The organism is Streptomyces sp. NPDC043812 (assembly GCF_056436245.1).
On the sequence record NZ_JBWKCY010000008.1, the window covers coordinates 106345 to 131346 of the forward strand.

Here is a 25002-nt window from a genome sequence, read left to right on the forward strand (position 1 = left end):
TGGGGGCGCGGCCGGCCGGGATTCGGGGCCGAGGGCCAAGGCCCTGTCCGGGCGGACAGGACCTGGTGCCGCGACCGGCAATATTTGCCTGTTCAGGAGCGTCGTCCGATGCGTGCGATCGCAAGGCGGCCGTAGTCCTTGCAGCGGAGCCACCAGGACTACTGGCCAACGCAGCGAGGGCGCGTGCTGAGCGGCGCGACAGGGCAGAGCTTGCGGACAGGGCCTAGTGGACGCCGCTGGCCAGCCGCAACTGCACGTCCTTCTCCTGGTCGCCGGCCGCCATGCCCTCCTCGTGCACGTCGAAGCTCGTCATGAGCGTCTCCGTCATCCGGTCGACGGCCCAGTAGCCGCCCTGGACCTCCGCCGTCACGGCTGACGCGAGCCGTACGGGCTCCGCCTTGCCGAGCGGGTGGGTCACGTCGAACGTCGTGGTCCACACGGTGGCGTGGCCCTCGGAGACGTACTGGGGTGTCTCGTGCGCGGCACGGTCCGAGGGGTACGAGCGGCCGAGCGCGCGGAAGACGGCGTCCGCGTCCTCCCTCGAGCAGCCGGTAAGTGTGACCACGACCGACTCCGTGGGCTCCTGTGCAGTGTTCACCGTGATTTCCGCCTTCCGTTCCGGACCGTGTCCTCCCGCGCAGGGCAGCGCGGGGCGTCCCGTCCCCCTCCAGCCTCACCCGGCGGGCGTGCGGTGGCGACCGGGCCGGGGCCGGGCGGTACCGGGTACCCGGCAGGGCCGCTCCGATGCACCGGAATAGCGGATCGGTCCGGCTCGGACGCAGGTGACGCGGGTCGGCGCGGGGACCGTCAGGCCCCGGTCCCCGCGCGCGGCCGCCCCGGCCGGCCGGGGCGGGGACGGTCCCCGGCCGGTGTCGCTCCGAGGGTCCAGGCCAGGACGGTGACGGAGGCGACCGCCGCGACCGCGCACCATGTGGACACGAACTCCGCCCGCCACAGGACGAAGCACCCGGCCGCCCCGGCGGCGACAAGGAGGCCCAGCCACCGCAGGGTGCGGTCGGCGGCGAGCAGCAACGAGCCGACGGTGGCGGCGAGGTACCCGCTCAGCAGCAGGACAGGGTGCGGCAGACCGATGGCGTAGCCGACGGTGTGCCCGCGGATCTCCGCACTCACGGTGCGGTCGGCCAGGGTCGCGGCGAGCGCGGCGGCGGTGGCCACACCAGCGGCAGCGGGGACGGCGAGCCGCGCACGGGCACGGGGAGGCGCCGCGAGGAGAACGCCGAGAGGGACCCAGACGGCGAGGAGCGGCAGGGCGATGACCGCCCATGCCGTGGTGGCGGGGCCGCTCCCGCCACCGGAGCGCCAGACGACGGACTCGACGATCTGGTGGGCGCCCAGCAGCAACGGCAGTGCGGCGACGGGCAGGTCACGCATCCGGCCCCGCCGCACGGTGGCGGCGACACACACGGCACCGACCGCGGCGACCGTGGTGCCACCGACGAGGTCGGCCGTGGCGCTCCAGCACATGCGGTCACCGTACGACGGTCCGGATCCGGACACGGGGGCGTGCGGGGCGAACGGGGAGCGATCCAGGCATAAGGGCCCCGCGCACGGGCCGGGGGCAGCGGTCGGCCAGGGCGGCGCGCGCGTTCGGCCGGGCAATCGCGCGGCACCGGGCCCGCATCCGGCTGCGCGGGGCGCGCGCGGCAGGTGTGTGCGAGCGCCACTGCAACGACGCGAGGAGGGGGCGTCCGCCGGCGACACCCCCTGCCGGGTACAGCCGGTCGCGCCACGTGAGGCGCATGGCGACGCTGAGCAGCCAAAACGGCGCGACCCATTCCGCTTGCACCCTTCGACGAACGGGCCGTTCGGCCGCGATCCCTCTTACTCCGCGGTCAGTTGATGGTTGACCAGCAAACGAATCGGAGCCTTTGCTCCGCGCCCGAGCCGCCCTCCGCCACCGTCCGCCACCGCACCCCTTCGGCCCCATTCGTATCGGAGCACTCCCGCCAACGAGAACGGCATGCCCGATGGACGCGCGTAGAGCGGCCGAAAGGCGATCTTGTCGCGGAATCCGCCCAGCTCCAGGATGCGTAGCGACGGTTGTCAGGCTCATGGCGGAGAACCTTTCCGTCGGCGGCCCGGCATCCGCGTCCCCACGGGCCCGTCCACCCAGCGGGCCCCGGATCCCCACCGGAGGATGCAGTGAACATCAAGCGCTTGTCCCCCCTCGGCGGCATGGCGAGAGGTGCACGGCTGATCGCCGTCGCATCGGCGCTCCTGGCCGTCTCCGCGCTTGCGGCCCCCTCGGCGGTCGCCGAGCCGTCCCCCGCGGCGAAGGCCACCACCGCCCAGCTCGCCGAGGCGAACGACGCCGTCCTCGGCGCCGATGTGCCCGGCACCGCCTGGTACACCGACAAAGCGACCGGCAAGGTCGTCGTCACGGCGGACTCCACGGTCTCGGCCGCCGAGATCGCCACGATCAGGAAGGCCGCGGGCGAGCGCGCCGGCGCCCTCGAGATCAAGCGCACCGAAGGCACGATCAACAAGCTCATCGCCGGCGGCCAGGCCATCTACGCGGGCGGCGGCCGCTGCTCACTCGGCTTCAACGTCCGCAGCGGCAGCACCTACTACGCCCTGACGGCCGGCCACTGCACCAACATCGGCAGCACCTGGTACACCAACTCGTCGAGCACCACCCTGCTCGGCACCCGGACCGGCACCAGCTTCCCGAACAACGACTACGGCATCATCCGCCACTCCAACGCGTCGGCAGCCGACGGCCGCGTGTACCTCTACAACGGCAGCTACCGCGACATCACTTCGGCGGGCAATGCCTACGTCGGCCAGTCCGTGCAGCGCAGCGGCAGCACCACCGGTCTGCACAGCGGCACCGTCACCGGTCTCAACGCCACGGTCAACTACGGCGGGGGCGACATCGTCTACGGCCTCATCCAGACGAACGTCTGCGCGGAGCCCGGCGACAGCGGCGGCTCCCTCTTCTCCGGCAGCACCGCGCTGGGCCTGACCTCCGGCGGCAGCGGCAACTGCAGCTCCGGCGGCACCACGTTCTTCCAGCCCGTGACGGAGGCGCTGAGCGCCTACGGCGTGAGCATCTTCTGATCGGCCGCTAAGGGCCGGTGATCCGCCTCCGGGCGGATCACCGGCCCTTAGCGCATGAGGGATCCCCTGGCGGACGGCCGTTGTCAGTGCCCCACGAGATGCTTGACGGTCCAACACCTTCACGAGGGGAACTGCGAGATGAACGATCCCGAGCTCGCCGCCGCCCAGGCGTACGTACGGCTGCTGCAGACCACCAGGGCCGTGCTCGCCGACCCCGCCCGCGCGCCCCTGGCCCTTCCTCTGCTGTCGGCACCGATGGCCGAGGCCGACGAGGCGCTCAGCGCGGTCGGACTGGCGGGCAACGAAGCGGGGTTCTTCCGCCTGCTGGCATCGCTGCACCCTGCCGAACGGCAGGACAGAAGTGCCGCCTGAGCCCCCGCCGACATACGGCCGGCCGGCCATGAGTCTGCCTGCTCATGACCGGCCCGGCCAGGAATTCGGGCTTGTCAGTACACGGCTGCCACATCGAGGGGCGGCGCGTCGGACCGGTCGGCTGGCACGGAAAGGGTGACCGGCAGCGGCCTGAACTCCACGGTGGGACGGCGCGGGACACGAAGCCCGCGCACGATGCGCTCGGCCTCCTGGACCCGCCTGCTGAACCAGATCACCTTGCCGTCGTCCGTGCCGCAGGTGCCCCAACTGTCGCTGAGCATCGCCACCTTGGCGAGTCCGCCTCTCGTCGGCGACGACGTGCGCACCGGCGGCAGCTGTCGGTCCCGGTCGGCGACCGAGGCGATGAGATGGCGGCCCGCCCACCGCAGCTCCACCACACAGGTCTTGTCGCCGTCGACATGGCGGACGACGTTGTCGACGAGTGCGTCGACCGCACCGCAGACCGGGGTGACGTGGGGCTCCAGGCTCCAGTACCGCAGATGCGCCGCGAGAATGCGGTGGATCTGCGGTATGCGCTCTGGCGACGCCGGCACTTCGATTCTGTAGTGGCAGGCAACCGGAACGTTCATGACCGTGGCTCCTCAATGCGACGGCTCTTCCTTCACAGAACGGAACCCCGAGTACGAAGAGTGAGCACGTACAGCTTCTGGGTCACTAACAGATTCACCGCTACCGGCCCGCCCCGCAACACGCGCGGCCCACGCCCGGTCGGCGCAATCCCTCCCGCCGAGCCCGCACGCACGTCGACCGGGGGCGGCCGTGGGATCAAAAAGTTAGAATTCGGACATGCCACAGCGGCCTGTCACGCCCACCGCGCCCGAACTCGTCGTGGAAACCGATACAGGCACCACGGTCATGAGTCCGAGCCGGGACTACCACGTCGGGCGCGATCCCCTGAGCGACATCGTCATCGACGACGCACGCGTGTCCTGGCATCACGCGGTGCTCCGCGTCGAGGCCGACCACTGGACCCTCGCGGACGAGGACAGCACCAACGGCACGTACACCGAAGGCCGGCGCATCCGCGAGTGGGACGTGGGACCGGGCAGCGTGATCCGGTTCGGCAGCGCCGCCGACGGCCCCCGCGCCACACTCGTGGGACGCGAAACACCGCACCCGTCCCCATCGTCGGCCGCCCGTCCCTCGTCCGTGTCGATGCCTGCCGCTACGGGCACCTTCCGCCGGCCTACCAGCGTCCGCCCCCTGCCGGTCCGCGCCGTCCGCATTGGGCGCGGCCCGGACAACGACCTGGTCGTCGACGACCTGATCGTCTCGCGCCGGCACGCGGAGCTGCGCTCCCTGCCGGACGGCACCTACGAGATCGTCGACCTCGGCAGCCACAACGGCACCTACCTCAACGGCCGCCCCGTGACCCGAGCCCGGATGCTGCCCGGCGACATCGTGGGAATCGGACACTCGGCGTTCGCTCTGGTGGGCGACGAACTGCAGGAGTTCGTGGACACCGGTGAGGTCTCGCTCGACGTGCAGGGCCTGGCCGTATCCGTGGACCGGGGACGCAAGACGCTCCTCGACCACGTCACCTTCCCCGTCGGCGAGAAGTGCCTGCTCGCCGTCGTGGGACCGAGCGGGGCGGGCAAGTCCACGCTGCTGAACGCCCTGACCGGGCTACGGCCCGCCGACCGGGGCACTGTGCTCTACGACGGCCGTGACCTCTACCGCGACTACGCCGAACTGCGCCAGCGCATCGGCCTCGTACCGCAGGACGACATCCTGCACTCCCAGCTGACCGTGCGCCGGGCTCTGCGGTACGCCGCGGAGCTGCGCTTCCCGCAGGACACCGCCGCGTCCGAGCGGCAGGAGCGGGTGGCCGAGGTGGTTCGTGAACTGGGCCTGGAGCAGCGGGCCGGACAGCCGATCCACAGTCTGTCCGGCGGCCAGCGCAAGCGGGTCAGTGTCGCACTGGAGCTGCTGACGAAGCCGTCGCTGCTGTTCCTCGACGAGCCGACGTCCGGTCTCGACCCCGGCATGGACCGGTCGGTGATGCACATGCTCCGCGGTCTCGCGGACGACGGCCGCACGGTCATCGTGGTGACGCACAGCGTGCTGAGCCTGGACGTCTGCGACCGGCTGCTGGTGCTGGCCCCGGGCGGGCGGATCGCGTACTACGGCCCGCCGGACGACGCCCTGGCCTTCTTCGGCTTCGAGCAGTGGCCGGAGGCGTTCGAGGCGTTCGAGAACGACCGGGACCGCGACTGGGCGGGGACATATGCGCAATCCCCGTTCCACCGCCGGTACATCGAGGGCTCCAGTGTGCAGCCGCAGCTGGAGGCGGACGGTCCCGCGGGCCCTGTGGCCCCGCCGCCGAAGGCACAGAGCTGGGGCTCGCAGCTGCGGACCCTGGTGCGCCGGTACACGGCGGCTCTCAGCGCGGACCGGACCTTCCTCGCCATCATGATCGCCCTGCCGTTCGTGATGGGCGCGATGGCGAGGGCCCTGGCAGGAAGCCGGCTCGACCGTGAGACGGCGATGAACGCGCTGCTCATCCTCTGTGTCGGCGGTGTGCTCACCGGAGCAGCCAACGCGGTGCGCGAGCTGGTGAAGGAACGGGTCATCTACCAGCGGGAGCGCGCCGTCGGGCTGTCCAGATCGGCGTACCTGATGTCGAAGGTCGTCGTGCTGGGCACGGTGACAGTGCTTCAGGCCGTCGTCCTGACGCTGGTCGGCCTCCTGGGCGTCGATCTCAACGCCCCGGACGGCGAGGGCGTCCTCATGCCACCGCTCGTGGAGATCACGCTCGCCGTCGCCCTGCTGTCGTTCACCGCGATGATGCTCGGCCTGCTGGTCTCCGCCCTGGTGCGCAAGGAGGAGGTCACCATGCCGCTGCTGGTGCTTCTCGCGATCGTCCAGGTCGTGTTCTGCGGTGCGCTGCTCGAACTGGACGGGGTGGCGGTGATCGAGCAGTTGGCGTGGCTGGTGCCGTCGCGCTGGGCGCTGGGCGCGATGGCAGGCACGATCGACCTCGGGCGGATCGTGCCGGGCGAGCTGACGGGCGATCCGCTGTTCGCGCATTCCGCGGGGGTGTGGCTGCTCGACATGGGGATGCTGGTGGTGCTGTCGGTGGTCTTCGGTTTCGCGGTGACACGCCTGTTGCGGCGGCACGAGCCCGCGATCATGCGGAAGTAGGCGGCAGTGACCACTTGGGACTTCGCCCCCACGCATGTCGTTCCACAGGCCGGGATGCCGGCCTGGGAGGGGCCCGACGTGTCCCGTCCCACCGAGCCGCTGGATCCGCTGCTGCCGGTTCAACTGCTGGAGCGGCGCGGCGACTGGGCGCGGATCCTGTGCGTCAACGGCTGGTCCGCATGGGTCGACGGACGTCTGCTGGTGTCCGTCCCTCAGGAACCTCCGTCCGCCGCACAGCCGATGGCCCGTACGGCCGATCCGCGGCCGCTGCTGGCGAGGGTCGAGGACTCGCTCGGCCGCTACCGTCGCGCGGCGGAGGACCTGGCGGGCGGACACGCGGACGGCGAGGGCTTCCGGCGCCGCACACAGGGACTGCGGGTGGGGATGGTCGTCGACGGGGAGTCGGTGTGGCTGTACGACGCCGAACACGAGCGCTGGGTGTACTGCGACGGCGTACGGCTGAGCACGCTGGCGGCCGCCGCGGCGCCCGTCGCCACTGCTGCCCCGGTCCCGCCCGCCGCGCGGCCGGAACCGACCCGGATCGTGTCCCCCGAGCCGGTGCGGGACGAGGACAAGGCCGGGCCGGGGCAGGAGCCGGGGCCCGCCCGGCCGGCCGGCCCGGAGGCAGCCCCCGGCGACCGCCCCAAGCAGGATCCGGAAGCCACCCGGACCGTCGGAGCCGAGCCGGGGCCGGGCGTCGGCGCCGGCCGGAATCCCGACGCCGAGGAGACCCAGCTCGTCGAGCCGGCACAGACCGACCCGGGCGGCGACCGTGACACGGACCGCCCCGACACGACCCGGCTCGTGGACGGGACCGGCCATCCGCCCACCCGGCGCGGTGACCGCTGATGCCCCCTCCTCTGCCGCCTCCCGGCGGCGCACCGACCGGCGGACGGCCCGCCGAGCTGGTGGGCACGCAGATCGCGGACTACCTGGTGGAACGCGAGGTCGGCCGGGGCGGCATGGCGGTCGTCTACCGGGCACGCGATCTGCGTCTCGACCGGACGGTGGCGCTGAAGCTCCTCGCCCCCGAACTCGCCCGCAACGACACGTTCCGCAAGCGTTTCACCCACGAGTCACGAGTCGCGGCGTCCATCGACCACCCGCACATCGTGCCGGTCTTCGAGGCGGGCGAGACCGACGGACTGCTCTACATCGCGATGCGGTACGTCCCGGGCCAGGATCTGCGTGTCCTGCTGGACCGCCAGGGGCCGCTGCCCGCGCCTGTGGCCGGGCGGATCGCGGCGCAGGTGGCCTCGGCGCTCGACGCCGCGCACGCACACGACCTGGTGCACCGCGATGTGAAGCCGGGGAACATCCTGATCGCCGAGGGAACTGACAGCGAACACCCCGAACACGTCTATCTCACGGACTTCGGGCTCACGAAGAAGTCCCTGTCGCTGACCGGTTTCACGAGCGTGGGCCAGTTCGTCGGCACGCTGGACTACGTTGCTCCCGAGCAGATCTCGGGGCGGCCGGTGGACGGCAGATGCGATGTCTACAGCCTGGGGTGCGTCGTGTTCGAGACGCTGGCGGGTGCCCCGCCGTTCCGTCGCGACGACGACATGGCCCTGCTGTGGGCGCACCAGTACGATCCCGCCCCGTCGCTGAGCGAGCAGCGCCCGGATCTGCCCGAGGCCGTCGACGGGGTGTTCGCGAAGGCGATGGCGAAGAGCCCCGAGGACCGCTACGAGACCTGTGCGGTCTTCGTGGCCGCCCTGCGGGCCGCGGCGGCGGGCGGACCGGCTGCGGCGGGGCGTACGCCGACACTGGTGGACGCGGGCGGTGCGGGCCGCTCCGGGCCTCCCGGGCCGCCGCCCGGACCGCCGCGCTGGGCCGAACCGGTGTTCAGGGGCGGGGGCGCGGGACCGCCTGCCGCACGCTGAACGATCGCACGGGCGACCGTTCATCCGGACGAGTCGATCTCACCGCGCCGGTGGACGCGGGAGGCGAGCAGACCGCCGAGGAATCCGGCCACCAGTCCCCACGCGGCGGCGAGTCCGAAGCAGCGCCACAGATGCGGCTGGAGCGAGACCTCTCCCCCGAGGTCGCCGCCGAGGTCGCCGATGCCGAGCAGGGACAGCCCGTAGTGTGCGCTGACGCGCGCGAGCAGACTGACACTCAGGACGGTGAGGGCCAGCGCCACCGCCATGTGCAGGGCGTGCTGCCACAGCCGTGTCCGGGCCGGTGAACGGGCAGCCGTCAGGAACCCTGCGGCCAGGACGAGCAGCGCGGAGACGATGAGCAGCCACCAGGCACGTGCGTCGCGTTCGGTGAGCGTCGCGAGGTCGAGGGTGGACACGTCCCCGGTGCGGAGCACTTCGTCCAGGATCTGCGGCATCGGCAGACCGAACGGCCCTTGCACGGTTCCCTCCCAGGAACCGCCCAGACCGAGGGTGAGGGCGAGCCACATCAGATTGGGCAGACCGAGGAGGATCACGGCGAAGGTGTCGGCGGGATGCCCGCGGGTCGCGGCGACGACGAGACCGATCACGAAACCGATCACCAGGGTGGCCAGCAACAGGGCGACCATCGCGTACGCGGCCGGCCGCACGGCCTCCTGGAACCGCAGCAGCCGGGCGGGCAGCGGCGCGCCGCGCGACACGAGGAGCGCGAGCGCGAGCACTCCGGCGAGCCACAGCAGCCCGATGACCAGGGTCTGCGGCACTTCGGCGCGGAAGCCGACCCGGGGGGTCGCGCCGAAGGCGTCGATGAGTCCACCCGTCGGGTCCTCGACCGGGATGGTGAAGGTGTACCGGGCAAGTACGGCGAGGCCGACGAGCGCGAGCAGCCACAGCACGGCGATCCGCAGCGCCCAGCCCGCCAGCTCGGGCGCCGACGCCACGGCGCGATGACGCAGTGGCCGCAGGAATCCGGCGGCCACGACCAGGGCGCCGACGACGGTCACCGACAGCGGCAGCGCCGTGAGGCCCGCGCTCGTCTCGGCGAGCTCTCCGGCGTCGCCGGAGAGCTCGATCGAACCGCCGACGGCCATGACCACGGTGGCCGCGAGCACCTTGGGGAACGCGCCGCCGGGCAGATCCGCAGCGCCCGCCGCCCACAGTCCGAGGGCGGCGACGACGACCATGGCCACCAGACCGGCCAGCACGGCGAGGAGGGCGTGCGGCCAGCCGTGGGCCGCTCGTGTCGTGCCGACGGGCTGCGCCGATGCGTGCTGACTCACCCTGCCACGCTATGCAGGGCTCGGACGGAGCGCGCCCCGGGTGGGCCGACCGCGTCGGCTTGCGACGCTCCGGGATGCTGGGCACACAATGGGCACGATGACTGACAAAGCAGACAGATTGCCCGCTCTCCGTTCTCCGGCTCCTGGGAAGAAGTGCCCGTGAGTACCGAACCGCCGTCGTCGGACCGCCCCACCGGCCCCCCTTCGGGCCCGTTGTCGGGCCCCTCGCGGCCCGGCTCCGCGCCACCCCCGGGCGGCGGCTCGTCGGGCGGCCCGTCGCAGGGTGCGACGGGTGGTCCTCCGGTGCCCCCGCCGAGCGGACCGGGTGGGCCAGGGGATTCGGGCGCCTCGCGCGGTGGGCCGGAAGGTCCCGGCGACGCGGGTGGAGCACCCGTCGGCCCCGGCGGGCCGGACCGGCCCTGGTGGCGGTCCGCGCCCCGTATCGCGGTGATCTCCTGTGCCCTCATCGCGGCCGTCGTGCTGGCCGTCGTCCTCACCCGGCCCGGCGGCGGCTCGGACGGCGGGAGCGGCGGCGAGGTGTTCCTGCAGGCCGCCAACGCCACCGGGCCCGATCCGTTCACCGAGTCCACTGCACGCGACAGCGGGCCGACGGACGAGCCGGCCGAACCTCCGACGGACAGTGCGGCCCCGACGGTGTCCGGGAGCAATGTCACGCGCAGCGTGCAGGGTTCGGCGCCCGGGCTGTACGGAGGCACCCGCAAGGTCGCCAGCTGCGACGTGGAGAAACAGATCACCGCGTTGTCGGCCGAACCCGCGAAGAACCAGGCCTTCGCCGAGGTCCAGAAGGTGGCGGCGGACCGCGTCCCCTCCTATCTGCGGTCGCTCACTCCCGTACAACTGCGCATGGACACCCGCGTCACCAACCACGGCTACAAGGACGGGAAGGCGACGGCCTATCAGGCGGTGCTGCAGTCCGGTACCGCGGTGCTCGTCGACCGGCGCGGTGTGCCGCGGGTGCGCTGCGCCTGCGGCAATCCGCTCCGACCGCCCGTGGCGCAGGAAGGCACACCGAAGACCACCGGCAAGGCGTGGCCCGGCTACTCGGCGTCGAACGTCGTGGTGGTCGCTCCAGCCCCCGAAGCCGTCGACGTCTTCGTCCTGTTCGACGCCGAGAAGGACAAGTGGATCGCCCGCCCCGCCGGCGACAGCGGGACGCGGGACAAGGAGACGGCGCCCCCGAAGAAGCCTGTGCCGTCCCCGTCGGACAGCTCACCGTCGGGCGGAGCGTGTCCGCCGCGTCCGGGCGGAGAAACACCGGCCACCTGTCCGCCGGAGAAGCCCCCCACGTCGCAGGACCCGACGTCCGAACCGCCGGCGAAGCCGGAGCCTTCGACGTCCGAACCGCCGGCGGAGCCGGAGCCGTCGACGTCCGAACCACCGGCGGAGCCGGAACCGCCCCCGGAGGAGGACTCCCCGCCGCCCGACGAACCCTCGCAGCCCGCGCCGGAGTCGGGCGGCCAGGACTCGGCCGCGGAGTCCGCGCCGGAATCCCCCGACGAGCTGCCCGCACCGGGGCCCCTGGGTGCCCGAAGCGGGGTCGTCTAGCAGCTCGGCTCCCTTTGGCGCAAGGGAGTGTGACCCGCCGTCCGTGAGCGCGGCTATGGGCCGCGTCACCATTCCTCGCGCAGGCAGTCGGTTTCTACCGTGACCGGCATCTAGTCGCCTGCGGGAGGTACCGATGTCCCTGCCTGGAAATCCGCTGCGTGACGGCCCGGCGCAGACCGGCCGTTCGCGCCCGCACCTCGCCCGGGGGGTGCGTTCGGCTGTCGGCCGGACGGTCGCCGTCCTCGCCGTGCTGCTCGCCGGCCTCTGGTTCGCCCCTGCGCCACCCGCACACGCGGCCGTCGCTCTGGAGCGCGTCACGGCCTTCGGCGCCAACCCGGGCGCGCTGGAGATGTATGTGTACCGCCCGTCGTCACTGTCGGCGTCCCCCGCAGTCGTCGTGGCGCTGCACGGCTGCACGCAGAGTGCGCAGGTCTACGCGGACAACACGGGGCTCTCTACGTTCGCCGACCGGCACGGCTTCCTGCTCGTGTTCGCCGGTACGACGTCGGCGAACAATCCGAGCAGCTGCTTCAACTGGTTCCAGACGACGGACAACCGACGTGGGCAGGGTGAGGCCGCGTCCATCCGGCAGATGGTCGCGCACGCCGAGAGCGCGTACGGGGCAGACGCGTCGCGCACCTTCGTCACCGGGCTGTCGGCGGGCGGTGCGATGACGTCGGTCATGCTCGCCACGTACCCCGACGTCTTCGAGGCGGGGGCCGTGATCGCGGGCATTGCGTACGACTGCACCAAGGACACCGGCGCGTTCACCTGTATGAACCCCGGCGCGGACCGGACGCCTGCGGTGTGGGCGCAGCGGGTGCGCGACGCGTTTCCCGCCCACCCGGGGCCCTGGCCGCGGGTCGCCGTCTGGCACGGCGACAACGACAGCACCGTCGCGCCGATGAACGCCGGCGAGCTCAGGGACCAGTGGACGGCCGTGCACGGGCTGGACCAGACGCCGGACCGGACGAGCACGATCGGGCCCAACGGCACGCGCCGCGAGCAGTATCTGGACAGCGGCGGCCGGGTTGCCGTCGAGGTCGACCGGGTGCCGTCGATCGGGCACGGCACGCCGGTCGACCCGGGCACGGGACCGGACCAGTGCGGCACGGCGGGCACGGCGCACTTCATCGACTCGATCTGCTCCAGCCTCTGGGTGAGCGAGTTCTTCGGGCTCACCGGCGACGGCGAGCCGGATCCGGGCGGGCTGCCCGCGCCTGTCGGACTGACGGCGACCGGCGCGGACGACACCTCGATCTCCCTGCGGTGGAACGCGGTCGACGGGGCAGCGGGGTACGCCGTCCACCGCGACGGCACCCGGGTCGCCACCCCGTCGGGCACCACGTTCTCCGACACGGGGCTGGCGGCGGGCTCCACGCACTCCTACAGCGTGGCGGCCCGTGACGCGGCGGGCACCGAAGGGGCGCGCTCCGCTCCGATCAGCGCGTCCACCACAGGAGCGACGGCCGTCTGCTGGACGAGCAGCAACTACGCCCATGTCCAGGCGGGCCGGGCCACCACCACCGGCGGCTACACCTACGCCAAGGGGTCCGGTCAGAACATGGGCCTCTACAACACGTTCGTGACCCACACGCTCAAGGAAGCCCCGGCGGGCCACTACGTCATCGCCGACGGCACATGTTCCTGAATCCCATGTCCGCCCCCACCACAGGAGGCCGTTCCGTGCTGTTCGCCCTGCCGCCAGGTACCCCGCCGTCCCGCCCGTGCCGCCGCCGTGCGGCCGTCCTGAGCCGCCGGGCAGCAGGTGCGGCGGCCGCGTCCGCCCTGCTGCTCGGCCTCACCGCCGTCCCCGCCTCGGCGGACCGGTCCGGCGCCCGCGCCGGCACCGGGCACTGCACCCGGATCGCCGCACTGCAGGTACCCGGGGCCGAACGCCAGCAGGCTTCCTGCCTGGGCGAGTTGACGACGGCGGGCACGATCGCGTCCGGGCACACCGACCAGGCGGACTGGGCGGGACTCACGCCCGCGGGCCTGGCGACGCCCTCCGGGGTGCCGGGCATCCAGCTCGACGGCTACTTCCCGGACGACTCCGCGACCAATACGAACCACGGCTGGAGCCATGACGCGCAGTTCGTGATCCGGCTGCCCGACCGCTGGAACGGCGGTCTGGTGGTGGCCGGTTCGCCGGGAGTGCGCGAGCAGTACGCCAACGACCGGGCGATCTCCGACTGGGTGCTGTCCCGCGGCTACGCGTTCGCCGCGACCGACAAGGGCAACACCGGGGCGTCCTTCCACCGGGACGGCGACAGGCCCGGCGAGGCGATCGCCGAGTGGAACGAACGGGTCACCCAGCTGACCCGTGCAGCACGCACGGTCGTCGCACAGCGCTACCACCGTCCCCCCGCCCGCACCCTCGCCACAGGCATGTCCAACGGCGGCTATCTGGTGCGCTGGCAACTGGAGAACCATCCGGAGCTGTACGACGGAGGCGTGGACTGGGAGGGCACCCTGTGGCGTACCAAGGGCCCGAACCTGCTGACGTTCCTGCCGCCGGCGCTTGCCGCGTACCCGGTGTACGCGGCGGGCGGCGAGGGTGCGGACCGGGCGCACCGCGCGATGGTGGCGGCCGGCTTCCCGGCCGGCTCCGAGTTCCTGTGGCCGTTCCACCACCAGTACTACTGGGATCTGACGCAGCGCATCTACCGCGAGGAGCTGGACCCGGGGTTCGACGGTGCCACCGAGGCGGGCACGCCGTTCTGTGCTCCCGGCGCACCGGCCTGCGACGCCGACTACGACTACCCGGGCCGGCCGCGCGAGGTCCGCGACGCCGTGGAACGGATAGCGCTGACGGGCCGGATCGGGAAGCCGCTGATCACCCTGCACGGCACGCTGGACGTGCTGCTGCCGATCGGCAAGGACTCGGACGTGTACACCCGGATGGTGCGCGAGGCAGGCCGGGGCGCACTGCTGCGCTACTACCGCATCGGGGGCGGCACGCATGTCGACTCGTTGTACGACACGTTCCCGGACAGGCTGCGGCCGCTGACGCCGTGCCACCGCTCGGCGTTCAGGGCCCTGGAGGCCTGGGTCGGCGAGGGCCGCGAGCCCGCGCCGAGCCACACCGTGCCGCTGCCGGCGCCGGGCGAGGGTGACGGCCGCGACCTGCTGAACCGCTGCTCGCTGGGCGGCTGAGGCCTCTTCGGGGCCCCGCCGTGGCCTGACCGTCTACTGGGGAGTAAGAATGCTGCCATGGCTTCCTCACCCGAAATCGGCGGACCCGTGGCGGACTTCACCCTCCCCGGGGGCGTCCTGACCGGCGGTTCGGCGGACGGCGCTTTCGAACGGCGCGATTTCACGCTGAGCGCACGGCAGGGCGGGCCGCTGGTGCTCGCTTTCTATCCCGGGGACGACACCACGGTCTGCACCAAGCAGCTGTGCTCGTACTCCAGCGGCCTGGAGACGTTCACGGACGTCGGCGCGGAGGTGTGGGCGATCAGTCCGCAGGGCGTGGACAGCCACGAGGCGTTCGCCCGCAAGTACGGGCTGCGGATGCCGCTGCTCGCCGACACCGACCGGGCCGTGGCCCGCGCGTTCGGGGTCACCGCGCCCGGGATCGGACTGCGGCGTGCCGTGTTCCTGATCGCCGCCGACGGCACGCTGCACTGGAAGCACGTCGGCCTGTTCGGTGCCACGTTCCAGTCCACGGACACGCTGGCCCGCCACCTCACCACGCTGAACGGCGCGTGAGGCGGCGGGCCGAGGCCCGCCGGACTGGGCCTGGGGTCTTTCGTTCGGAGCCGGCCTGATCCGAACGAGAGGCCCTAGCGTGCCAGGCGGAGCGTGACGAGCTCGAACGGGCGCAGGCTCAACCGGACCGTCCCGTCGACGGATTCGTGCCGCGGTCCGTCGGCGAGCGGACGCTCCAGCAGGTCCGTCGCCGTGACCGTGGTGGCCGCGAATCCCGGAGTGAGGCGCGCCCGGGCGCGGCCGCCGGACGATTCGTACAGTCGCACCACCACGTCGCCGCTGCCGTCGTCCGCGAGCTTCACGGCGCTGATCACAACGGCGTCGTTGTCGACGGTCACCAGCGGGGCGACCTCGGCGTCCCCGGCGATGCGCCGCTCGGGCAGGTTGATGCGGTACCCCTCGCGGACGGCGTCGCCGATCGCCGCGCCCGGGACGAGGGCGTGGCGGAAGCGGTGCACGCCCTGATCCGTCTCCGGGTCGGGAAAGCGCGGCGCGCGCAGCAGAGACACCCGCAGCGTGGTCGTGGTACCGGAGTCCGTGGTGCGGACGGTGCGGGTCACGTCGTGGCCGTACGTCGAGTCGTTGACGAGCGCGACGCCCCAGCCCGGCTCCTCCATGTGGACGAAGCGGTGGTTGCACGCCTCGAACTTGGCAGCCTCCCAGCTGGTGTTGGTGTGGGTGGCGCGGTGGAAGTGCCCGAACTGGGTCTCGGAGGCGTACCGCTCGGCGTGGATGTCGAGCGGGAAGGAGACCTTGAGGAACTTCTCCGTCTCGTGCCAGTCCACCTCGGTGTCGATGTCGAGGCGTTTGGCGCCGGGGGCGAGCGTGAGCACCTGCGTGACACGGGAACCGCCGAAGCTGCGGACCACGCGCACGGCTGCCCCGGTGCCGTTGTCGAGGGCGGTGACCTCGTCGGCTGCGGTCAGATCGGTGACCGTGTTGCGGTAGAACTCGTCCACGTCCCAGGCGTCCCACATGTTGGGGAAGTCGGGGTGGATCTGCAGGAGGTTGGCCGCCCGGCCGGGTGCGACCGTCTCTCGTTCGGCGCCTATGTCGAAGACGGACACGACGAGGCCGCGGGCGTCGATCTCGACCTGGAGCAGCCCGTTGTCGAGCAGGTGTCCCCCGCCGTCGCGCTCGGTGAGGTGGGTGCTGCCTCCGTTCACGGGTGCGCCGGCGGCGCCGGCCGCCACGCCGTGCCGCTCGTGCGGTGCGGAGTTGAACACGACCTCTCCGGCGGCGTCCGCATCACCGGCGAGGGCCCGCTGCGCGGCGCCGATGATGCCGTTCAGTTCCTCCGCGACGGCGGCGTACGTCTTCTCGGCCTCGCGATGGACCCAGGCGATGGAGGAGCCGGGCAGGATGTCGTGGAACTGATGGAGCAGAACCGTCTTCCAGACCCGGTCCAACTGCTCGTACGGGTACGGGAATCCCGCCCGCACGGCGGCGGTCGACGCCCACAGTTCCGCCTCGCGCAGCAGGTGTTCGCTGCGGCGGTTGCCCTGCTTGGTCTTCGCCTGGCTCGTCAGGGTGGCGCGGTGCAGCTCCAGGTACAGCTCGCCGACCCACACGGGCGGGTTGGCGTACTCGGCCTCGGCCTTGGTGAAGAACTCCGCGGGGGTCTCCCAGGCGACCGTGGCGGAGCCTTCGAGGTCACGCAGCCTGGCCGCCTTGGCCACCATTTCGCGGGTGGTGCCGCCTCCTCCGTCGCCCCAGCCGGTCGGCGCGAGCGAGTGCCGCGCCGCACCCTTGTCCTTGAAGTTCTTCGCCGCGTGGGCGATCTCGCTGCCCTTCATCGAGCAGTTGTAGGTGTCGACGGGCGGGAAGTGGGTGAAGATCCGGGTGCCGTCGATGCCCTCCCACTGGAAGGTGTGGTGCGGGAACGTGTTCGTCTGCGACCAGGAGATCTTCTGGGTGAGCAGCCACTTGGCGCCCGCGGCCTTGATGATCTGCGGCAGTCCCGCGGCGAAGCCGAAGGTGTCGGGCAGCCAGGCCTCGTCGTTCTCGATGCCGAACTCGTCGAGGAAGAAGCGCTTTCCGTGTACGAACTGGCGGGCCATCGCCTCCGATCCCGGCATGTTGGTGTCGGACTCGACCCACATGCCGCCGGCCGGGACGAACCTGCCGTCGGCGACCGCCTTCTTGACCTTGGAGTAGACCTCGGGCCTGTGTTCCTTGATCCAGGCGAACTGCTGGGCCTGCGACATCGCGAACACGAAGTCCGGCTCGTCCTCCAGCAGGGCGGTCATGTTGGAGGTCGTCCGGGCGACCTTGCGGACCGTCTCGCGCAGCGGCCACAGCCAGGCCGAGTCGATATGGGCGTGGCCGACGGCGCTGATGCGGTGCGCGGAGGGCTGGGCGGGGGTGGCGAGGACACCGGCGAGCTGTGCGCGGGCGGCGGGCGCGCTGCCGTTCACGTCCTGCAGGTCGACGCAGTCCAGGGCGCGGCCCACGGCGCGCAGGATGTCGTGGCGGCGGGCGCCGTCCGCGGGCAGTTCCTGCATCAGCTCGCCCAGCACCTCGAGGTCCAGTACGAGCTGCCACACGGTCTCGTCGAACACGGCGAGGTCCATGCGGGCGAGGGTGTACTGGGGTTCGCTGCCCGCTGTGTCCTTGTCGCCGAGCCTGGTGGGCAGGAAGGGGTGGTAGTCGAGGATCACGGGGTTGGACGCGGCCTCGATGTGCAGCCGGACCTCTTCCCCGCCTGCGACGGGCGCGCCGATGCGCACCCACTGGTTGCGCGGGTTGAGGCCCTTCACGGGGGTGCCGTCGGGGCGGTACACGAGGCCCTCGCACTGGAATCCTGGCATGTTCTCGTCGAAGCCGAGGTCGAGGATCGCCTCGACCGTGCGACCGGCCCAGGCCGCCGGCACGGTGCCGGTGACGGTGAACCAGCTGGTGCCCCACGGAGCGCCCCACCGCTCTTTGGCCGCGATCGGTTCCGGCGCGGCCGCGAGCCCTTCGGCGACCGGTACGGGCTCGCCGGGCGCGTTCCACACGGCGATGTCGAGCGGTACGGACTCGGGGTACACGGCCGGGCGGATGCGTTCGTCGAGGACACGCTTGAGGCGGGCTTCGACGAGGCTGCGGTCGTCATGCATCAGGGGTGCTCCGGGGGTCGGTGGTGATCTACCAGCGGTGGTCGGCGGTGACGGGGGTGGACGCGGTGTACAGCTCCCCCACCGCGCGCAGTTCGAACCTGGCTGCCTGTTCGCCGTCTTCGGGTACGAGCCCTGCCACATGGAAGGCGTGCTGGCCGGTCGCTCCGAGGAAGCGCCGTGTCCCGTCTGGCATCAGGCGGTGCAGGGTGTGGTGGCGCACGGCGCCGGGCGCGCCCTGCCAGGTGAAGCGCAGGCCGCCGCCCGCGGCGGGGGTTATCGCGAGGTCGAAGGGGGCGGCCGGTGCCGGGGTGGTTCCGTCGTGCACGGCGAGCCGGCCGATGCGCCACGTCACCGGGCCGCCGGTGCCGGTGAGGCGTACGCCGAGGGCGTGGACGGTTCCGGTGAGCCCGGTCAGCGGGACGGTCGTCGTCGTCCAGCCGGCTCCGGCGCTCCCCACGGGGAGGAAGGTGTACGGGTGGGGCTCACCGGGGCCGGCCGGTTCGGCGGTCGCGACGGCCAGTTCTACGGTGACCTGCCCGGCGTCGGCGCGGTGGGTGAGTTCCACGACAGTGCCGTCGCCGAGCGGCAGGCGGGTCGCGTACAGGTCGAGCGTCGTCTGCGAGTCCAGCGCGCCTCGGACGACGACGCTGTTGCCGCCGTGCCAGGCGTTCTCGAAGTCGAATCCGACGGCGGGGCGGGCTCCGTCGGTACGGACGACCCACTGCCGGGAGGGCATCCGGTCCTGGAGCCCGAGGTGGTTCCACTGGCTGTCCGAGGTGGCGGTGCCCCGCTCGTACCAGCGCAGGCCGTGGCCGGTGTTGAAGACGGTGGCGAAGGGCAGGCCGCGGACGGTGGAGCGGTCGGCCACGGCGAGTGCCGGGGCACGCCAGGAGTCGCCGGTGTCGGGGCGCGAGGGGTCGAGTGAACGGCCGGACCAGAAGCGGTCGTCGGCGGCGTGGAAGTCGGCCGGAGTGCGGTCTGCAGGAAGGTGGTTGCGGGTCCATTCGGGCCGGTAGAAGCCGAGAGAGACGATGTCGTCACTCGTGGCGGGGATGATGGCGTCCCAGTCGACGGACTCGTTCCAGCCGTTCGCCTCGACGTCGACTCCGGCCCACAACGCGTAGCGGCTGCGACCCAGTTGCTGCGCGAGCTGTCCGGAGGACGCCAGGGTGGCGCGCGACCAGCGGAAATCGACGAACATCGAGTCGGCGGCCTCGAAGAACGGCCGGTTGCGGTCGTTGAGGGCGCCCTGCCAGCTCACGGAGCCGTTGACAGTCATCGAGTCGTACCAGGTGACACGCAGTCCGTTCGGCGTGCCCAGCGCCTTCAGCGCGGCGACGAAGCCGCGCATGTCCGCCGCGAGTGCGCTGTCGCCGCCGTTGGTCTCCGCGTTGATGAACCAGCCGTCGAAGCCGTACGCCACGGCGACCGCGACGAGCTGTGCGGCGAGCGGGAAGCGGCCGAAGTCGTCCTTCTGGACGAGATCCCGGGTCCAGCGCAGATCTCCGCCGTAGGCCACGGGCGGCAGGAAGACGCTGCCGAGCACGGGGACGCCGTGGCGGTGCGCTGCATCGACGACGGGAGCGTTGGGGGCGAGGACCAATCCCTCGCCCGAGGAGCCGCCCCAGAAGACCAGTTCGTCGACATATCCCCAATGGGTCGTGGCGTAGTGGTCGGCGGTGGGGGCGCCCTGCGACGGGTTGGAGGCGGTGGGCGCGAAGGAGACCAGGGACTGGATGCGTGCCTGGCCGGCGCGGGCGGTGGTGTTCACGGGCGTCGGGGTGAAGCGGTCCGCGAGGGGGACGGTCGCCTTGTTGAACGCGAGGTCCGTGTCGTCCTCGGCGCGCCAGGTCTTCAGGCTGCGCCAGGTGATGCCCTCACCGGGGCTGCCCGCGGGGAAGGAGTCCGGATACCAGTAGGCGGCGTACGGTGCGCCCGGCGCGGCCTTCCTGGCGGCGGTGGCGGTGCCCGGCGCGAGGACCGGGGCGAGGGCCGCCGCGGCGGATGCCATGAGGACGGCTCGTCTGCTGAGGTGGGGGGCCATGTGTGTGCTCCGTATCGTTCGTGGACGGCTTACGGTGCGGTGCGCGCGGACGGCTCAGTGACGATGCCGACCTGTTCGGGGGTGACGACTTCGGTGATTCCTCGCGCGGCGAGGTGCGCCGGGTCGTCCGCGAGGCTTGCGAGGACGGTGGTGGGGCGTGCGCCGTCGGCGGCGAGTCGGGCGAATGCCTCGAACACGGGGCCGCCGGGGGCGCATACAGAGCGCCGGGGCGCGGTGTCGTCGTCGCCCGCGTCGACGACGAGTGCGGTGGTGCGCGGCGCGGGGCGGTGCTCGCGTCCGCGCCAGGACTCGACGATGGCGGCAATGGTCCGCCCGGCCGGTTTCACCTGCCGGTCGTTGGTCAGCAGGCCGAGGCTGTACTCGAGTTCGGGGAAGTCGGCGAGCGAGCGGGACACGTCGTGGGAGCACCACCAGGTCACTCCCCAGACGTCGGGGCAGTCGAGGGCGTTCGCGACGGTCGCTCCGGTGAACGCGGCGGCGTGCTCGGCGGGGATGAGCGGCGCGGGCGCGCCGACCTCCTGCAGCCATACGGGCCGGTGGGGGTCGCGCGCCCAGGCCTTGGACAGCTCGACGAGATAGGCGGCATGGTGCTCGGTCGCGGTGCCGGTGCGGCCGTGGCGCTGGGCGGTGCCGTTGAAGACCCAGGAGTGCACGGCGGTGACCGGTCCGAGGCGGGCCGCGTGGGCGGGTGTGAAGGGCTGGTCGTCCTGGTACCAGGAGGCGTCGTACTCGGCGTGCAGATGCATGCGTCCGGGTGCGCCTTCCTCGCACGCGTCGAGGAGCCGGGTGAGCCAGCTGCCGGCCTGCTGCGGGGTGATGCGGTCGGGGTCGGGGTGGGGTCCCGCGGCGAACTGGGCGACCTCGTTGCCGATGGTCATGCCGATGAAGTTGGGCCGGTCGGCGAGGGCCGTGGCGAGTGTGCGCAGATACTCGGCCTGTCCGGAGACGACCTCGGGGTCGGTGAAGATGTTGCGCCGGTGCCAGGTCTGCGTCCACGCGGGCAGGAAGTCGAAGCTGGACAGATGGCCCTGCAGCCCGTCGACGTTGACGTCGAGGCCCCGTTCGGCCGCGGCGTCGGCGACCTGGACGAGCTGTTCGACGGCGCGTGGCCGGACGAGGGTGCGGTTGGGCTGGAAGACCGGCCAGAGCGGGAACACCCTGATGTGGTCGAGGCCGAGGCCGGCGATGGAGTCGAGGTCGGCACGTACATGGTCGAGGTCGAAGTCCAGCCAGTGGTGGAACCAGCCCTGGCTGGGCGTGTAGTTGGCGCCGAAGCGCAGCGGGGCGGGGCTCATGGGGTGGCGATGTCCAAAGTCTCGTGGTGTGCCGGTGTGTCAGCCCTTGACGGCGCCCTCGCCGACGCCGCGGAAGAAGTACCGCTGCAGACAGGCGAAGAGGACGATCAGCGGCAGGACGGCGATGATCGTGCCTGCGGCGACGAGGCGTTCGTCGTTGGCGAAGGTGCCGTGCAGGTAGTTGAGTCCGATGGTGAGGGTGAAGTTCTCCGGGTCGCTGAGCACGATGAGGGGCCACAGGAAGTCGTCCCAGGCGCCCATGAAGGCGAAGATCGCGACCACCGCGAGGGTGCCCTTGACCGAGGGCAGCGCGATGAGCAGAAAACGCTGCCACACGTTGGCGCCGTCGACGAAGGCGGCGTCCTCGACCTCCTGCGGCAGGTTGAGGAAGGCGTTGCGCATCAGCAGGACGTTCAGCGCGGCGATCGATCCGGGCAGCAGCACACCGGCCAGGGTGTTGTTGAGGCCGAGGTCCCGCATGGTGGTGAACTGGGCGATGATGATGCCCTCCACGGGGACGAGCATGGCCAGGATGAACGCGAGGCCGGCCGCCCTGCGGCCGCGGTAGCGCATCCTGGCGAGCGCGTATCCCGCGAGGGCGGCGCCGACGCAGTTGGTGACGACGTTCGCGGTGGCGACCTTGAGCGAGTTGAACGCGTAGTCCCACACGGGGATGGTCTCGGCGACGCGCGTGTAGTTGCCGAGGGTGGGCTCGTTCGGCAGGAACTGTGGTGGCGAACTGAAGATGTCCTCGTGCGGGCCCTTGAGCGAGGTGGACAGCTGCCACAGGAACGGCCCGACGGTCAGCGCGAGCACGGCCAGGAGCAGGACGTAGCGCAGCACGAGCTGGGTGGCGGGGATGCGCTTGCCTTCGGCGTCGGTGATGCCCCGGGGGCTCATGCGTCCTCCTTCCGGTCGGCGCGCAGCACGAGCAGCATGAGCGCGAGGGTGACGACGAAGACGACGACGGAGATGGCGGAGGCGTAGCCGACGCGGCCGGTCAGCCCCGTGCCGACGCGCTGGACGAGCATGACGAGGGTGGTGTCCTCGCCGGCGGGTCCGCCGGTGGGCCCGGCCATCAGATAGACCTCGGAGAAGACCTTGAAGGCGGCGACGGCGGAGAGGGCGGCGACGAGGACCATGGTGGAGCGGACTGCAGGGACGGTGACCGTGAAGAAGCGGCGTACGGGGCCCGCTCCGTCGACGGCGGCGGCCTCGTGCAGTTCGCGCGGCACGTTGGCCAGCGCCGCCAGGTAAATGATCATGTAGTAGCCGAGGCCCTTCCAGACAGTGACCGCCATGGCGCTCAGCAGCAGCAGCCACTGGTCGCTGAGGAATCCGATCCGGCCGACTCCCACCGCCTCCAGTACCGCGTTCACCAGTCCCCGGTCGTCCAGCATCCACACCCAGATGAGCCCGACCACGACGATCGAGGCGACGACCGGGGTGTAGAAGGCGGATCGGAAGAAGGTGATGCCGGGGATGTGGCGCTGCACGAGCATCGCCAGCAGCAGCGGCAGGATCACCAGTGCGGGAACGACACCGAGGACGTACAGCGTGCTGTTGCGCAGTCCGATCCAGAACATCTCGTCGTCGAGCAGTTCGCGGAAGTTGGCGAGCCCGACGAACTGTCCGGGGACGAGCGTGCGCCGGTCGGTGAACGCGTTGACCAGGGTGCTGAGGAACGGGTACAGGACGAACGCGCCGATGACGAGCAGTCCCGGTGCCGCGAACAGCCAGGGGCTGGACGGCAGATGGCGGCTGATGCCCCGGCGGGGGCGGCGGTCGGTGGAGCCGGTGCTCCCGACCGCCGGGCCCTCCGTCGTGATGTCGGACGAGATCGCCTTGGAGGCGGTGAAGGTCTTCATGGCCTCGGCCGATCAGCTCTGCCGCAGCAGCCGGTCGCACGCCTTGACAGCGTTGTCAAGCGCTTCCTGGGGGCTCTGCTTGCCCTGCAGTGCGCGGGCGACCGCGTTGCGCAGCTCGGTCTTCATCTGCTCGCTGAACAGCACGGGCGTGTAGTTGACGGCGGTCTTCAGGGACTTGGCTGCCGCAACGCGCACCCGGGTCTCGTCGGTGCCGTCCTCCTCGGTGAAGTACGGGTCGTCGAGCGAGCCGGCCGTGCTGGGGAAGATGGCGACCTTCTTGGCGAACTCCATCTGCCGGGTCGCGTCGGTGACGAAGTGTGCGAAGGCCACGGCAGCCGGCTTCTGCTCGGTCTGCGCGTTCACCATGACGCCCATGACGTACATGTTCGCCTTGCCCGTGCTGGTGATCTGGTCGGTGATGCCGATGTTCTTGTAGAGGCTGGGAGCCTGCTTCTTGAAGTTGCCGAGGTCGAGTGCGCTGCCGGGGTTCATGGCGACGGACTCGGTCAGGAACTTGTGGCCCGCCGACTCGGGGGTCGCGGTCAGCGCCTGCGCGTCCAGCGCCCCGGCCTCGAACAACTCCTTGTAGTGGGTGAGCAGTTCGACGCCCTTGGCGTCGTTGAAGGCGAAGCCGTCGCCTTCCTTGTTCATCAGCGGGACGCCGTAGCGTCCGAAGTCCTCGATGGTGGGCACGTTGGCGAGGGTGGCCACCTTGCCCTTGCTCTTCTCGGCCATCCTCAGCCCGGAGTCGAAGACCTCGCCGTAGGTCGTCGGCGGCTTCTCGGGGTCGAGCCCCGCTTCCTCGAGCAGGCGCTTGTTGTAGAACAGCGGGCCGGTGTTGAGGTACCAGGGGAAGGCGTACGTCCCCTCGACGCCCGGCACTTCGTGGGCCTGCCAGGCGCCCGGCAGGTACTCCTTGCCGTACTGGGGCGCCGCCTTGTCCAGGTCGAGGGCGAGTCCGGCCTTGGCGAGCGGTGCGACGAGGTCCGGGGAGACGTTGACGACGTCGGGCAGGGTGCCACCTGCGGCATCGGCGCTGATCTTGTCGGCGTAGCCCTCGGCGGGCCGGTCGACCCACTTGACGTCGGTGCCGGGGTGCTTCTTCTCGAAGTCGGCTATGAGGCCGTTGAAGTAGTCCTTGAAGTTGGCCTGCAGATTCCAGGTCTGGAAGGTGATCTTTCCTTCGACCTTGCCCGAGGCGTCTGCCGAGCCTGACCCGCTGCCGCCGCCGCACGCGCTCAGCGGCAGGACGACGGCGATGACGGCGGCAGTGGCGACTGCCCTGCTGGTGATGCGCACGGTGAACGGCTCCTTTGCTCGGACCAGACGCACGGAAGGCGGCCGCCGGGCGCCCGAGAGCGGCCGGCTGCGATGCCCAGCAGACCTTGCATTGCCCTGCCGGAGAAAGTCAACAGATTCGTCGTCGGCAATTCATGTCCGACTCATCGCTGCTGGTCAGTGGCATGGATTCGACTACTTGGCAAGAACAGCTAATGCGCTTTAGGCTGGATCACTCAAGCGCATTAGTCATCGACCGGGGGCTGTCCGTCCGCGGGCGGCGCAGGCCATAGGATGCCGCCCGTGGACCGGCCCG

The 25002-nt window shown here is 71.4% G+C and carries 19 protein-coding genes; 9 read left to right on the forward strand and 10 right to left on the reverse strand.

Annotated features, from left to right (window positions below; all coding sequences use genetic code 11):
• Positions 1 to 223 precede the first annotated feature (223 nt).
• Positions 224 to 598 (reverse strand): hypothetical protein, encoded by a 375-nt coding sequence (locus tag AC067Z_RS14325; protein ID WP_478789788.1) that lies wholly within the window; start codon positions 596 to 598, stop codon positions 224 to 226.
• Between the two features lie 209 nt (positions 599 to 807).
• Positions 808 to 1485, reverse strand: a complete 678-nt coding sequence (locus AC067Z_RS14330) for a DUF6629 family protein (protein WP_478789789.1) — start codon at positions 1483 to 1485, stop codon at positions 808 to 810.
• A gap of 678 nt (positions 1486 to 2163) precedes the next feature.
• On the opposite strand from AC067Z_RS14330, the gene AC067Z_RS14335 reads away from it, so the two are divergent.
• Together AC067Z_RS14335 and AC067Z_RS14340 are read left to right on the forward strand one after the other, a co-directional pair.
• On the forward strand, positions 2164 to 3081 hold the full coding sequence (locus AC067Z_RS14335) for a S1 family peptidase (protein ID WP_478789790.1): 918 nt from the start codon (positions 2164 to 2166) through the stop codon (positions 3079 to 3081).
• Positions 3082 to 3219: 138 nt separating this feature from the next.
• Positions 3220 to 3453: a hypothetical protein gene (locus AC067Z_RS14340; protein WP_478789791.1), complete on the forward strand. Its 234-nt coding sequence runs from the start codon at positions 3220 to 3222 to the stop codon at positions 3451 to 3453.
• A gap of 74 nt (positions 3454 to 3527) precedes the next feature.
• Here AC067Z_RS14340 and AC067Z_RS14345 read toward each other — a convergent pair whose 3' ends face one another.
• Positions 3528 to 4043, reverse strand: a complete 516-nt coding sequence (locus AC067Z_RS14345) for an ATP-binding protein (RefSeq protein WP_478789792.1) — start codon at positions 4041 to 4043, stop codon at positions 3528 to 3530.
• 217 nt (positions 4044 to 4260) lie between these two features.
• On the opposite strand from AC067Z_RS14345, the gene AC067Z_RS14350 reads away from it, so the two are divergent.
• From AC067Z_RS14350 to AC067Z_RS14360, 3 genes are read left to right on the forward strand one after another with little or no spacing between them, the layout of a single operon-like run.
• On the forward strand, positions 4261 to 6618 hold the full coding sequence (locus AC067Z_RS14350; protein ID WP_478789793.1) for an FHA domain-containing protein: 2358 nt from the start codon (positions 4261 to 4263) through the stop codon (positions 6616 to 6618).
• 6 nt (positions 6619 to 6624) lie between these two features.
• The gene (locus tag AC067Z_RS14355; protein WP_478789794.1) at positions 6625 to 7467 is read left to right on the forward strand and encodes a hypothetical protein; all 843 of its coding nucleotides are present in this window, start codon (positions 6625 to 6627) and stop codon (positions 7465 to 7467) included.
• Positions 7467 to 8504, forward strand: coding sequence for a serine/threonine-protein kinase (locus AC067Z_RS14360; RefSeq protein ID WP_478789795.1), 1038 nt, complete (start codon positions 7467 to 7469; stop codon positions 8502 to 8504). The genes AC067Z_RS14355 and AC067Z_RS14360 overlap by 1 nt, the downstream gene beginning before the upstream one ends.
• Positions 8505 to 8524: 20 nt before the next feature.
• Here AC067Z_RS14360 and AC067Z_RS14365 read toward each other — a convergent pair whose 3' ends face one another.
• Positions 8525 to 9802, reverse strand: coding sequence for a streptophobe family protein (locus AC067Z_RS14365; RefSeq protein ID WP_478789796.1), 1278 nt, complete (start codon positions 9800 to 9802; stop codon positions 8525 to 8527).
• A gap of 159 nt (positions 9803 to 9961) precedes the next feature.
• On the opposite strand from AC067Z_RS14365, the gene AC067Z_RS14370 reads away from it, so the two are divergent.
• From AC067Z_RS14370 to AC067Z_RS14385, 4 genes are all read left to right on the forward strand, one after another.
• Positions 9962 to 11368 carry a DUF6777 domain-containing protein gene (locus tag AC067Z_RS14370; protein WP_478789797.1) on the forward strand — a complete coding sequence of 469 codons (1407 nt, stop codon included), beginning with the start codon at positions 9962 to 9964 and terminating at the stop codon, positions 11366 to 11368.
• A 133-nt stretch (positions 11369 to 11501) separates the two neighbouring features.
• Positions 11502 to 13019: an extracellular catalytic domain type 1 short-chain-length polyhydroxyalkanoate depolymerase gene (locus AC067Z_RS14375; RefSeq protein WP_478789798.1), complete on the forward strand. Its 1518-nt coding sequence runs from the start codon at positions 11502 to 11504 to the stop codon at positions 13017 to 13019.
• A 5-nt stretch (positions 13020 to 13024) separates the two neighbouring features.
• Positions 13025 to 14524 (forward strand): 3-hydroxybutyrate oligomer hydrolase family protein, encoded by a 1500-nt coding sequence (locus AC067Z_RS14380; RefSeq protein WP_478789799.1) that lies wholly within the window; start codon positions 13025 to 13027, stop codon positions 14522 to 14524.
• A 57-nt stretch (positions 14525 to 14581) separates the two neighbouring features.
• A complete protein-coding gene (locus AC067Z_RS14385; protein WP_478789800.1) occupies positions 14582 to 15079 on the forward strand; it encodes a peroxiredoxin in 498 nt (165 codons plus the stop codon).
• A 74-nt stretch (positions 15080 to 15153) separates the two neighbouring features.
• Here AC067Z_RS14385 and AC067Z_RS14390 read toward each other — a convergent pair whose 3' ends face one another.
• The 6 genes from AC067Z_RS14390 to AC067Z_RS14415 are packed head-to-tail and all read right to left on the reverse strand — an operon-like array spanning position 15154 to position 24707.
• Complete coding sequence (locus AC067Z_RS14390; RefSeq protein ID WP_478789801.1) at positions 15154 to 18180, reverse strand: alpha-mannosidase; 3027 nt, start codon at positions 18178 to 18180, stop codon at positions 15154 to 15156.
• 28 nt (positions 18181 to 18208) lie between these two features.
• Positions 18209 to 20224, reverse strand: a complete 2016-nt coding sequence (locus tag AC067Z_RS14395; RefSeq protein WP_478789802.1) for an endo-beta-N-acetylglucosaminidase — start codon at positions 20222 to 20224, stop codon at positions 18209 to 18211.
• Between the two features lie 29 nt (positions 20225 to 20253).
• Positions 20254 to 21540: a glycoside hydrolase 5 family protein gene (locus AC067Z_RS14400; RefSeq protein WP_478789803.1), complete on the reverse strand. Its 1287-nt coding sequence runs from the start codon at positions 21538 to 21540 to the stop codon at positions 20254 to 20256.
• Positions 21541 to 21579: 39 nt separating this feature from the next.
• The gene (locus AC067Z_RS14405; protein WP_478789804.1) at positions 21580 to 22440 is read right to left on the reverse strand and encodes a carbohydrate ABC transporter permease; all 861 of its coding nucleotides are present in this window, start codon (positions 22438 to 22440) and stop codon (positions 21580 to 21582) included.
• Entirely contained in the window at positions 22437 to 23408 is a 972-nt protein-coding gene (locus AC067Z_RS14410) for a carbohydrate ABC transporter permease (protein WP_478789805.1), read from the reverse strand. Before AC067Z_RS14410 ends, AC067Z_RS14405 begins: the two co-directional genes overlap by 4 nt.
• A 12-nt stretch (positions 23409 to 23420) precedes the next feature.
• Complete coding sequence (locus AC067Z_RS14415; protein WP_478789806.1) at positions 23421 to 24707, reverse strand: extracellular solute-binding protein; 1287 nt, start codon at positions 24705 to 24707, stop codon at positions 23421 to 23423.
• Positions 24708 to 25002 lie beyond the last annotated feature (295 nt).

Coding starts and splice junctions, on each gene's coding strand:
- AC067Z_RS14330 (WP_478789789.1), bottom strand. CDS start 1,485: ATGTGCTGGAGCGCCACGGCCGACCTCGTCGGTGGCACCACGGTCGCC.
- AC067Z_RS14340 (WP_478789791.1), top strand. CDS start 3,220: ATGAACGATCCCGAGCTCGCCGCCGCCCAGGCGTACGTACGGCTGCTG.
- AC067Z_RS14345 (WP_478789792.1), bottom strand. CDS start 4,043: ATGAACGTTCCGGTTGCCTGCCACTACAGAATCGAAGTGCCGGCGTCG.
- AC067Z_RS14350 (WP_478789793.1), top strand. CDS start 4,261: ATGCCACAGCGGCCTGTCACGCCCACCGCGCCCGAACTCGTCGTGGAA.
- AC067Z_RS14360 (WP_478789795.1), top strand. CDS start 7,467: ATGCCCCCTCCTCTGCCGCCTCCCGGCGGCGCACCGACCGGCGGACGG.
- AC067Z_RS14375 (WP_478789798.1), top strand. CDS start 11,502: ATGTCCCTGCCTGGAAATCCGCTGCGTGACGGCCCGGCGCAGACCGGC.
- AC067Z_RS14380 (WP_478789799.1), top strand. CDS start 13,025: ATGTCCGCCCCCACCACAGGAGGCCGTTCCGTGCTGTTCGCCCTGCCG.
- AC067Z_RS14385 (WP_478789800.1), top strand. CDS start 14,582: ATGGCTTCCTCACCCGAAATCGGCGGACCCGTGGCGGACTTCACCCTC.
- AC067Z_RS14390 (WP_478789801.1), bottom strand. CDS start 18,180: ATGCATGACGACCGCAGCCTCGTCGAAGCCCGCCTCAAGCGTGTCCTC.
- AC067Z_RS14395 (WP_478789802.1), bottom strand. CDS start 20,224: ATGGCCCCCCACCTCAGCAGACGAGCCGTCCTCATGGCATCCGCCGCG.
- AC067Z_RS14400 (WP_478789803.1), bottom strand. CDS start 21,540: ATGAGCCCCGCCCCGCTGCGCTTCGGCGCCAACTACACGCCCAGCCAG.
- AC067Z_RS14405 (WP_478789804.1), bottom strand. CDS start 22,440: ATGAGCCCCCGGGGCATCACCGACGCCGAAGGCAAGCGCATCCCCGCC.
- AC067Z_RS14410 (WP_478789805.1), bottom strand. CDS start 23,408: ATGAAGACCTTCACCGCCTCCAAGGCGATCTCGTCCGACATCACGACG.